11 protein-coding genes are annotated in these 10,657 nt (G+C 69.0%); 2 read left to right on the top strand and 9 right to left on the bottom strand.

Annotation, left to right across the window (positions count from 1 at the left end):
• Nucleotides 1–81 precede the first annotated feature (81 nt).
• Complete coding sequence (ggt, locus tag ACWGO0_RS12175; RefSeq protein WP_453532029.1) at nt 82–1,881, bottom strand: gamma-glutamyltransferase; 1,800 nt, start codon at nt 1,879–1,881, stop codon at nt 82–84.
• Nucleotides 1,882–1,985: 104 nt separating this feature from the next.
• Here ggt and ACWGO0_RS12170 point away from each other — a divergent pair, with 104 nt between their 5' ends.
• Nucleotides 1,986–2,732 (top strand): hypothetical protein, encoded by a 747-nt coding sequence (locus ACWGO0_RS12170; protein WP_453532026.1) that lies wholly within the window; start codon nt 1,986–1,988, stop codon nt 2,730–2,732.
• Between the two features lie 184 nt (nt 2,733–2,916).
• Here the strand turns inward: ACWGO0_RS12170 and ACWGO0_RS12165 are convergent, their stop codons facing one another.
• From ACWGO0_RS12165 to ACWGO0_RS12145, 5 genes are all read right to left on the bottom strand, one after another.
• Entirely contained in the window at nt 2,917–3,786 is an 870-nt protein-coding gene (locus tag ACWGO0_RS12165; protein ID WP_453532023.1) for an amino acid ABC transporter permease, read from the bottom strand.
• Nucleotides 3,783–4,427: an amino acid ABC transporter permease gene (locus ACWGO0_RS12160; protein WP_453532020.1), complete on the bottom strand. Its 645-nt coding sequence runs from the start codon at nt 4,425–4,427 to the stop codon at nt 3,783–3,785. The genes ACWGO0_RS12165 and ACWGO0_RS12160 overlap by 4 nt, the downstream gene beginning before the upstream one ends.
• Nucleotides 4,428–4,443: 16 nt before the next feature.
• Entirely contained in the window at nt 4,444–5,367 is a 924-nt protein-coding gene (locus ACWGO0_RS12155; protein ID WP_453532017.1) for a glutamate ABC transporter substrate-binding protein, read from the bottom strand.
• Nucleotides 5,368–5,378: 11 nt separating this feature from the next.
• Nucleotides 5,379–6,122, bottom strand: coding sequence for an amino acid ABC transporter ATP-binding protein (locus ACWGO0_RS12150; RefSeq protein WP_453532014.1), 744 nt, complete (start codon nt 6,120–6,122; stop codon nt 5,379–5,381).
• A 111-nt stretch (nt 6,123–6,233) separates the two neighbouring features.
• On the bottom strand, nt 6,234–6,674 hold the full coding sequence (locus ACWGO0_RS12145; RefSeq protein WP_453532011.1) for a DUF6278 family protein: 441 nt from the start codon (nt 6,672–6,674) through the stop codon (nt 6,234–6,236).
• Between the two features lie 163 nt (nt 6,675–6,837).
• On the opposite strand from ACWGO0_RS12145, the gene ACWGO0_RS12140 reads away from it, so the two are divergent.
• Entirely contained in the window at nt 6,838–7,617 is a 780-nt protein-coding gene (locus ACWGO0_RS12140; protein ID WP_453532008.1) for an SDR family NAD(P)-dependent oxidoreductase, read from the top strand.
• A gap of 12 nt (nt 7,618–7,629) precedes the next feature.
• Here ACWGO0_RS12140 and ACWGO0_RS12135 read toward each other — a convergent pair whose 3' ends face one another.
• From ACWGO0_RS12135 to pcaDC, 3 genes are all read right to left on the bottom strand, one after another.
• Nucleotides 7,630–8,409, bottom strand: coding sequence for an exodeoxyribonuclease III (locus tag ACWGO0_RS12135; RefSeq protein ID WP_453532005.1), 780 nt, complete (start codon nt 8,407–8,409; stop codon nt 7,630–7,632).
• A gap of 62 nt (nt 8,410–8,471) precedes the next feature.
• Nucleotides 8,472–9,119: an MBL fold metallo-hydrolase gene (locus tag ACWGO0_RS12130; RefSeq protein WP_453532002.1), complete on the bottom strand. Its 648-nt coding sequence runs from the start codon at nt 9,117–9,119 to the stop codon at nt 8,472–8,474.
• A 12-nt stretch (nt 9,120–9,131) separates the two neighbouring features.
• Nucleotides 9,132–10,412, bottom strand: a complete 1,281-nt coding sequence (pcaDC, locus tag ACWGO0_RS12125) for a bifunctional 3-oxoadipate enol-lactonase/4-carboxymuconolactone decarboxylase PcaDC (RefSeq protein WP_453531999.1) — start codon at nt 10,410–10,412, stop codon at nt 9,132–9,134.
• Nucleotides 10,413–10,657: the final 245 nt, after the last annotated feature.

Below are 10,657 nucleotides of genomic sequence, written 5' to 3'. Positions count from 1 at the left end.
GGTACGACGCGTCGCGTCGTACCGGCCCCCGAGGCCACAGCCGTCCGGTCATGATCTAGGGCCTCTCGTTTGGATCAGGCCCTAGCCCGGATGCACCACCATCGCCGAGCCCCCGCCCCTGCGCACCTTTTCCGCCGCCGCGACCCAGCGCCCGTCGGGCAGCCGCTGCACCCCGGTCGCCGCCCCGATCTCCGGGTTCGCCTTGAAGACGTGCCCGAGCGATTCGAGACGGGCGCGGAGCGGACTGTCCCACAGTCCCGGCTCGATCTCCGTCGTCGGTGAGTTGCGCTGGCTGGCGCGCGGCGCCGCGATCGCCTCGACGAGCGGAAGCCCGCGGTCGAGATGGCCGGTCAGGGTCTGCAGGACGGTGGTGATGATGGTCGCGCCGCCCGGTGATCCCAGCGCCAGCAGCGGTTTGCCGTCCTCCAACACGATGGTCGGCGAGATCGACGACCTGGGGCGCTTTCCGGGACCCGGCAGATTGGGGTCGTGGACCGCCGGGTTCGCGGGCGCGAAGGAGAAGTCGGTCAGCTCGTTGTTGAGCAAGAAGCCGCGCCCCGGCACCGTGATGCCGCTGCCGCCCGTCGACTCGATGGTCAGGGTGTAGGCGACGACGTTGCCCCACTTGTCGGCGGCGGTCAGATGCGTGGTGTTCTCCCCCTCGTACGTCGTCGGGGCGGCCTCGCCCGCGGTCGCACAGGGGGCGGGATCGCGCGGGTCACCGGGAGCCAGCGGGCTGGTCAGCGCCTTGTCGTCCTGGATCAGGCACTCCCGGGCGTCGGCGAACCGCTGACCGAGCAGTTCCCGCACGGGTACGTCCTCGAACGCGGGGTCGCCGACCCAGCGCCCGCGGTCCGCGAACGCGATCCGGCTCGACTCGATGAGGCGGTGCAGATACTGCTCCGGGCTCGCCTTCGACAGATCGGTGGACTCCAGGATGTTGAGAGCCTCGCCCACACTCGTACCGCCGGAGGAGGACGGCGCCATGCCGTACACGTCGAGTCCGCGGTAGCCGACCCTCGTCGGGGCCCGGTGCACGGTGCGGTACTTCTTCAGGTCCTTGGCCGTCAGATCACCGGACCGCACCACCCGGGTCGCCGCCGGATCGACGGGCGGGTTGCGGACCGTCGACACGATGTCCTCGGCCAGCTCGCCCCGGTACAGCGCGTCGACGCCTTCGCGGCCCAGCTTCTCGTACGTACGCGCAAGGTCGGGGTTCTTGAAGACGGAGCCCGTCACCGGGAGTTGGCCGCCCGGCAGGAACAGCTTCGCGGAGGCCGGGAAGTCGGCGAACCTGGCCTGGTTGCCCTCGGTCTGCGAGCGGAACGTGCCGTCCACGACGAAGCCGTCACGGGCCAGCCGCTGGGCCGGTTTCAGCAGTTCGCGCAGGGACTTGCTGCCCCAGGCGTCGAGCGCGCTGTCCCAGGTGGCCGGGGTGCCGGGCGTTCCGACGCCGAGCCCGCTGGTCATGGCCTCGGCGAACGGGACCGGCTTCCCGTTCTCCAGGAAGAGCGAGGAGTCCGCGCTGCGCGGGGCCGTCTCGCGGCCGTCGACGGTCTGTACGGTGCGGCTGGCGGCGTCGTAGTGGACGAAGTAGCCACCGCCGCCGATGCCCGCCGAATACGGCTCGGTGACCCCGAGCGCCGCCGCGGTCGCCACGGCCGCGTCGACCGCGTTGCCGCCGTTGCGGAGAACTTCGATACCGGCGGCCGACGCGTCCGCGTCGACGCTCGCCACCGCGCCTCCGTAGCCCACCGCCACAGGCGACTTGGGCGGCGGTCCCGCAGGTGTCGCGGAACCGGCGGGAGCGGCTGCCCCGACCGATGCGATGACGGCGAGAACACCTAAGAACGAGACATTCCGCCCGACGGAACGACGCATGCGCACCTCCAGTGAAGGGTCGTCCGCGCAGGGTAACGCTGTCCCGCCCCGATCGTCAGGACCGCCTCGAACAAGTACCCGTACGACCGCTAACATGCCCGCCCATGACCGACGACGTACGCAACATCGTGCTGGGTGTCGTAGCGGCCGGTATCAGCGCCGCTCTGGGCTGGCTCGCCCGCACCTACCTCTGGCGGCGCAGGCTCCGCCGCAAGCAGGCGTTCTTCGGCCTGCCCGGCAACTCCGAGTGCCTGCTGGTCGTCAACCGCGACGCGGGCGGCAACGGGGCCGTCCACCGGTACGACGTCTTCGCCCTGCTCGAACTCTCCGCGCTGATCAAGGACTGTCAGGCGCACGCCCAGATCATTTCCCACGACGTCGCCCAGCAGGGGTTCGGTGAGCGCACGGAGTTCTGTGTCGGCGGACCGGGCTCCAATCGCAGGATGGCCGCCCATCTGCATTCGCTGCTCCCCGGTGTGCGGGTGAACACGGACCCGGAACCCGGGCCCGAGCGGGGCGCGTTCCAGATCGGCTCCGAGCGCTACCTGGCCGAGAAGGGCGTCTCGGAGTACGTGCTCCTCGCCCGGCTGACGGCCGGCCAGGACACCCGTCCGGTCTTTCTGTTCTGCGGGCAGCAGGCGATCACCAACCAGGCGGCATCCCGCTATCTGAGCCGCAACTACGAGAAGCTGCACCGCAAACACGGCAACAACACCTTCTGTCTGCTGCTGAAGGTGGTCAACTCGCAGGCGTACGGCCCCGATGTCGTGGAGCAGGTCGCCGATGTGACCCGTGCCGCCCAGGCGCCTCTGCCGGCCGCCCCGCGCACCTCGCACCGGGCCACGAGCTGACCCGGGAACGAGGAGAGCGGCCCCTTCGTCGCACAACTCACGACGTGGGGCCGCTCGGCCTATCGAGCACAACCCGACCGGCGCACAGCTGACCTTCTCCTCACTCGGCACGGACCCGGTTCCATGTCCCGGTCCCGCTGCGCGAGAAGTGATCACCGGCTGCTGCCGGGCGGGTACCGCTCGGCTACCGCCCGCCGGGCAGCAGCGATCCCGGTTCCGCAGGGGCGATCTTGACGGCCTTGGTCTTGACGTTGCGCCGCTCCCGCTTGGCCACCCACGTGGCGAACCATGAGAGCAGCATGCAGAGCCCGATGTAAATGGGCGAGATCACCATCACCACAGGGATGAAAGGGAGATCGTAGTCGAGGTTAGACGCGATCAGCTTCCCCGCGTGGAGGAACTCCTCGTAGGTGATCAGATATCCGAGCGAGGTGTCCTTCAGTGCCACCACCAACTGGCTGATGATGGTGGGCAGCATGGCCCGTACCGCCTGGGGCGCCAGCACATAGGTCGTGACCTGTGTCTTGCGCATGCCGAGCGCGTAGGCGGCTTCCCGCTGGCCCCGGTCCACCGAATGGATTCCGGTACGGAACACCTCGGCGAGCACGGAACCGTTGTAGAGGGTCAGCCCCGCGACCAGGGCGGGCAGCGGCTGCACCTTCAGCGCCACGAAGATGAAGAAGATCATCACCAGGACGGGCATCGCCCGGAAGAACTCGACGAGCAGCGTCGAGATCCAGCGGAGCGGCCGGTGGACGGAGAGCCGCCCGACCGCGAGTACGGCGCCGAGCGCGAGGGAGAGCACCGCCGCGTACGCGAACGCCTTGAGGGTGTTGCCGAGCCCGCGCAGCAGCAGTTCCTGGATGCCCTTGTACTCGAAGGGCGTCCACTTCTCGGCCGTGAACTGGTCGGTGTCGAAGAGCAGATAGATGATCCAGCCGAGCAGCGCGAGGATCAGGACCGTGGACACGATGCCGTACAGACGGTGCCGTTTACGGGTCAGCGGTCCAGGGATGTCGTAGAGCGCGGTGGCCGAGGGCGCGGAGTGGGTCATCGGGCGACTCCCCAGCGCTTCTCCAGCACATTGAAGAGCGCACTGATGGACAGGGTGATGAGCAGGTAGCCGACGGCGATCCACACGAAGGACCAGATGATGCTGTAGCCCAGCTCATTGAGGGTCTTGTAGGTGCCGAGCAGTTCCGTGACGCTGAACGCGCCGGCGATCGCGGAGTTCTTGGCGAGGGCGATGAGTGTCGATCCGACCGGCGGGATCACCGAGCGGAACGCCTGCGGGAGAACGACCGCGTTGAGTGTCTGCCCGAAGCTCATCCCGAGGCTGCGGGCCGCTTCGCCCTGCCCCGTGGGCACGGTGTTGATGCCGGAGCGCAGGACCTCGCAGATGAACGCGGAGGTGTAGCACCCGAGCGCGAGGACGGCGAAGACCTCGAACGGCAGGACGAGGCCGAAGCGCGGCAGCCCGAGCAGCACCGCGAAGAACAGCAGGGTGAGCGGGGTGTTGCGCAGGACCGTCACCCAGACCGTGCCGAGCACCCGGAAGGAGCCGACGGGTGCGACCCGGAACGAGGCCATGAGGAAGCCGAGGACCAGGGCGAGGACGGAGGAGTAGACGGTGAGTTCGACGGTGCCGAGGAACCCTTCGCCGTAGAGGGAGAAGTTCTCCGTGAGTACATCCATGTGCTGGCCGGTCCCCTCAGTTCGCCGGGTAGCGGTCGATGGGCGGCGGCGTCGGCGCGGGCACTCCGGAGAGCCCCAGCGTCGCTTCGAACGCCTTCTTCCAGTTGCCGTTCTTCTCGTTGGCCTCCAGCGCGTCGTCCAGCGCGAAGCGCAGCGCGTTGTCGCTGCGCGGGACGCCGATGCCGTACGGCTCCTCGGAGAACGGCTTCCCGACGACCTTCATCTCGTCCGGTGCCTTGGCGGCGAAGCCCAGCAGGATGGCGTCGTCGGTCGTGACGGCGTCGACCTGGAAGGTCAGCAGGTTGTCGACGCAGATCGAGTACGTGTCGTAGGCGACGAGGTCCGCCTCGGGATAGTCCTCGGCGATCCGCTGGTACGGAGTCGATCCGGCGGCGGAGCAGACGGTCTTGCCGCCCAGGTCCTGCGGCCCTTTGATGTCGTCCTCGTCGGTACGAACCAGCAGGCCCTGGCCGGCCATGAAGTACGGTCCGGCGAAGCCGACGAGCTTCTTGCGCATGTCGTTGATGGTGTAGGTGCCGACGTAGTAGTCGATCTGCCCGTTCTGGAGGGCGGTCTCGCGGTTGGCGGACGCGATGGTCTTGAAGCGGATGGTCTTCGGTTCGAAGCCGAGGGACGCCGCCATCATGCGGGCGATCTCGATGTCGAAGCCGGAGTAGACGCCGCTGGCCGGGTCCTTCTCGCCCAGGTAGGGCTGGTCCTCCTTGGCTCCGACCACCAGGTATCCCCGCTTCTCGGCCTTGCGCCAGGTGCTGGAATCGGGCAGCTGGAAGCCGGTGGCAACCTCGTAGCGGGGCAGCGCCCCGGGCTTGGGTCCCTTGACCGGCGGGCTGCCGTCCTTGCCGCAGCCCGCGGCGAGTAGGGCGAGCAGCAGACAGACCAGTACGGCCAGGGTCTTCCGGGGCTTTCTCGTACGCACCATGAATCCCCCCGTCAGTGCTTGAGGATCTTGGACAGGAAGTCCTTGGCGCGGTCACTCGACGGGGCGGTGAAGAACTCCTCCGGATTGCGGTCCTCGACGACGGCTCCGTCGGCCATGAAGACGACGCGATTGGCGGCGGACCGCGCGAAGCCCATCTCGTGGGTGACGACGACCATCGTCATGCCCTCGCGCGCGAGCTGCTGCATGACCTCCAGCACCTCGTTGATCATCTCCGGGTCGAGCGCCGATGTGGGCTCGTCGAAGAGGAGGGCCTTGGGGTCCATGGCCAGGGCGCGGGCGATGGCCACGCGCTGCTGCTGGCCGCCGGAGAGCTGGGCCGGGTACTTGTCGGCGTGCGCGGCGAGCCCCACGCGCTCCAGGAGTTCCCGTGACCGCTTGTCCGCCTCTTCCCTCTTGCGCTTGCGGACCTTGATCTGCGCGAGGGAGACGTTCGCCAGCACGGTCTTGTGCGCGAACAGGTTGAACGACTGGAAGACCATGCCGACTTCGGCCCTGAGCTGTGCGAGCCCCTTCCCCTCCTCGGGGAGGGGTTTGCCATCGAGTGCGATGTGGCCGGACTCGATCGTCTCAAGTCTGTTGATCGTCCGGCACAGCGTCGATTTGCCGGAGCCGGAGGGGCCGATGACCACCACCACCTCCCCGCGGCCGACGGTGAGATTGATGTCCTGCAGTACGTGCAACGCCCCGAAGTGCTTGTTGACGCCCCGCAGCTCGATCAACGGATCGACGGCCATACACTGCCCTACCCATATGTCGCTTGTGTTGAAGTCTGCGCAAACTATCCGCCCCGGTACGGGACTTAGCAGGCGACACGCATTGGGGGGCGATAAGGCTGTTTATCTTCGTCAGCTCTCGGCGGACTCCGCGTACACCTGGGAGAGCTCTGGGCTGCCCGACATCGCCCAGTCGAGACCGGCCTCGACCACATCGATCTCCCGCCCGGAATCCAGGCACACCACGGGCTGGCCGCTGGGCCGGATGTGCCACACGGCGCCGGGCACGTTACGCACGAGAACGGTGCCGAGATAGAGGCCCGCGTCGTTGCCGAGCCAGGGCAGTTCCTCGGGATCGTCGCGCCAGCGGGGCGGGAGTTGATCGAGGGCGGTCAACGAGGCAGGACTGTCGTCCAGTTCGAGTCCGTTCTGCTCCGCTCGGACACGCAGCAGCTCGCATTCGGCGAGCAGCTCGGCCACACCGTCCGGGTCGGCTTCGACGGCAGCCGCGAGAGCGACCCCCTGCGTACCGCCCTGACGCTTACGCCAGTTGTCCAAGAAAGGGATGTTCATACCACTAGGATCCCATCCCTGACGTGTTCCGCACCACAGGGCGCGCGGCTGATTCCGTCCTGAGACCGGATAAGTCAAGACAGACATCAAAACGGACCGGCCCGGACCGAGTTACGCGGTGACCGGGCGTGGGGCGGAGCGGGCCCGGGATTAGGGTTTGGTCATGATCACGCAGTCGTACCTTTCCGAACTCTTCTCCCTGGACGGTCGCGTCGCCGTCGTGACCGGCGGCAGTTCGGGCATCGGCAGGTCCATCGCCGGCGCCCTCGCCCACGCCGGCGCGAGCGTCGTGATCGTGGCACGCAGGGAGTCCGAACTGACCGTCGCGGTCGACGAACTGAAGGCCGACGGCTGCCGCGCGGCCTGGGTGAGCGCCGACCTGGGCACCTCCGAGGGCGTCCGCGCGGCTGCCGAGGAGGCGGCCTCGGTGTTCGGGGAGCCCGACATCCTCGTCAACTGCGCCGGGATCAATCTGCGACCGCCGATGGGCGAGCTCGGCGAGGACGTCTGGGACACCACGATGGCGGTGAACCTGAAGGCGCCCTATCTGCTGGGCGAGCGGTTCGGGCCGGGCATGGCGGAGCGGGGCTTCGGCCGGATCATCCACATCACCTCGCAGCAGGCGCACCGGGCGTTCGTCAACAGCGGTGCCTACGGGGTCTCCAAGGGGGCACTGGAGTCGCTGGCCCGCTCGCAGGCGGAGGCGTGGTCACCGCACGGGGTCACCTGCAACACCCTGGTGCCCGGCTTCGTGATGACGCCGCTCAACACCAGGCTGTCGTCCGACCCGGAGAAGGTGGCAGCGCTGGCCGCGCGCACGATGGTCAAGCGCAACGGGCTGGCGGAGGACTTCGCGGGCGCGGCCGTCTTCCTCGCGAGCGGCGCCTCCGCCTACGTCACCGGACAGTCACTCTTCGTCGACGGCGGGTTCTCCGTCCACTGAGGGCGTACGCGCTCAGAGGTCGAGGTCGACTACGACCGGGGCGTGGTCGGACGCGCCCTTGCCCTTGCGCTCCTCACGGTCCACGTAGCTGTCCTTGACCGCGGCCGTGAACGGGGCGTTGCCGTAGGCGAGGTCGATCCGCATGCCCTTGTTCTTCGGGAAGCGGAGCTCGCGGTAGTCCCAGAAGGTGTACGGGCGGTCGTACTTGAGGGGGCGCGGCATCACGTCCGACAAGCCCTCCTCGCGCAGCGTCGCGAGTGCGGCGCGCTCGGCCGGGGTGACGTGCGTGGCCCCCTCGAAGAGCGCCGGGTCCCAGACGTCCTCGTCCGTCGGGGCGACGTTGAAGTCGCCGAGGACGGCGAAGGGCTGCGAGCCCGCGGCGTCCGCGGCGACGGCCTTCTGCAGGGCCTCGAACCAGGCCAGCTTGTACGCGTAGTGGTCGTGGGCGACCTCGCGGCCGTTCGGCACGTACACCGACCAGAGGCGGACCGGGCCGCAGGTCGCCGAGATCGCGCGCGGCTCCTGCACGCCCTCGTAGTCGGGGCCGTCGGGCAGGCCGGAGACGACGTCGGCGAGGCCCACGCGCGAGATCAGCGCGACCCCGTTCCACCGTCCCGTCGCGTTGACCGCGGACTCGTAGCCCAGCTCGCGCAGCGCCTCGTACGGGAACTGTTCGTCGGAGCATTTGGTCTCCTGGAGGCACAGCACGTCGGTGCCGGTGCTCTCCAGCCAGGCCAGCAGCCTCGGGAGACGGGCGGTGATGGAATTGACGTTCCAGGTGGCGATGCGCATGGCAGTAAACCTAACCCCTCCCACTGACAGTCGCCCGGCTCCCCGCCTCCCGGCGCCGCCGCTCAGAGTTCGGCGGCGCCGCCGGGGGCCAGCCTGCCGTGGTCGGTGCCGCCCAGCTTGCCGATCTGGTTGTCGTAGATCGGGCGCGCCAGGTCGGTGAGCAGCGCGTCGTGGATGTCGATGGCGCGGCGCGGCCGGACCTCGCGTACGTAGTCGATGACCTCGGAGATCTTGTTCCAGGGGGCCATCACCGGCAGCATCAGCGTGTCGACCGGACAGTCGGGGACCGTCAGCGCGTCACCGGGATGGAAGACCGAACCGTCGATCAGGAAGCCGATGTTGGTGACCCTCGGGATGTCCGGGTGGATCACCGCGTGCAGCTCGCCGTGCACCTCCACGTCGAAGCCGGCGACGGTGAACGTGTCTCCGTGGCCCACGGTGTGGACCCGGCCGGGAAAGGCGGCGGAGAGCTGTTCGGCCACGCTGCGCAGGGTCCAGATCTCGGCCGCCGGATTCGCTTCGAGACCTGCGCGCAGCCGCGCCTCGTCGAAGTGGTCGGGGTGCTCGTGCGTCACCAGGATCGCGTCGGCGCCGACCGCCGCGTCGTCCTCGGAGAAGCCGCCGGGATCGATGACGAGCACCTGCCCGTCCCGTGCCAGCCGGATGCAGGAGTGCGTCTTCTTCGTGAGCGTGAGAGGTGATGCGTCCATGCGCCCATCTTGCTACGCGGGCGGTCTGGTTTCCTCCTGGATCACGGACCTGGCGATGGCGAACGCGGCGCCCGCGGCCGGGATGCCGCAGTACACGGCGGACTGGAGCAGCACTTCCTTGATCTCGTCGGGCGTGAGCCCGTTGCGCAGCGCCGCCCTGGTGTGGGATGCGAGGCCCTCCAGGTGGCCCGAGGCGACCAGCGCCGTGAGCGTGACGCAGCTGCGGGTACGGCGGTCGAGGCCCTCGCGGTTCCAGACCTCGCCCCAGGCGTAGCGGGTGACGAGCTCCTCGAAGTCCTCGGTGAAGGCGTCGGCGGCGGCGGTGGCACCGTCGACATGGGCATCGCCCAGCACTTCGCGGCGAACCTTCATTCCACTGTCGTAGAGGTCGCGGCCGGCCGCTCCCCCGGCCTCGGGCACGGCCACGGGAGCTGCGGCGATCTCCGCGACGGGCATCACCGGGGCCGAGAGTGCCGGGACGACTGGCGGCACGGGGATGAACCCCGTGGTGTCCTGCCAGGCCGTGGAGAAGTGCATGAGGAGCAGGTCCGTGACGGCTCCGGGCTGCTCGACGGGGGCCAGGTGGGAGGCGCCGGGAACGAGGGCGAGCCGGGCGTCCGGTATCCCGGCGACGAGCGTGCGGGCCTCGGCGGGCCCGGTGACGTGGTCCTCCGCGCCGACGAGGACGAGAGTAGGAACGCTGATGCGGCCGAGTTCCGTACGTATGTCGAAGGCGGCCAGCGCCTCGCACGCGGATATGTAGCAGCCGGGGTCGGTCGTGCGGACCATCTGGACCGCCCATTCGACGATGGCCGGCTGGGCCGCCGCGAAGCCGGGGGTGAACCAGGCTTCCGGCGCGGTCCGGGCCATCGGCTCCAGACCGTTGGTACGGACGATCACACCGCGCTGCCGGAACTCATCGGCGCTGCCGAACCGGGGCGAGGCCGCCACCAGGGCCAGCGAGGCCACCCGGTCCGGGTGGCGCAGCGCCAGATCGGCACCGATCGCACCGCCGATGGAGCACCCCGCGTACCCGAAGCGCTGGACGCCAAGGCTGTCGAGGGTGGCGAGCAGCCGGTCCGAGAGCTCGGTGACGGCGGTGGCGGGGTGCGCGGGGGCACCGCCGTGGCCCGGGAGGTCGTACCGGAAGATCCTCCAGTGCTGGGAGAGCTCGGGTATCTGCCGGTCCCACATGTGCCATGTGGTACCCAGCGAGGGACCTATGACCAGGACCGGGGCGTCGTCCGGCCCGTCAAAGCAGTATTTCAGGGTGTTCGGGGGTGTCTCGCTCACCCGCCCGACCCTCTCATCTGTCACGGCAGCCCCTATGAGCGGGGTCCTGGCTGTAGCTGTTTGACCAGGTGGAAGACCTTCCGGGCCGCGCAGCGGTTGAGGCGAGGGGACCGACCCCGCACAGCGCGACGAAGGACGCCTCGCTGTCCAGCCGTACATTGCCGATGCGCGTCTACTTCCAGACCGCCTCCCCCACAGGCCGACGACGGAGCGGCTTCGGAGCAGGCGATTCTGGCCGATGCCGG

It is taken from the genome of Streptomyces sp. NPDC055749, from assembly GCF_053617235.1.
This window is presented reverse-complemented; position numbering and strand designations above follow the sequence as displayed.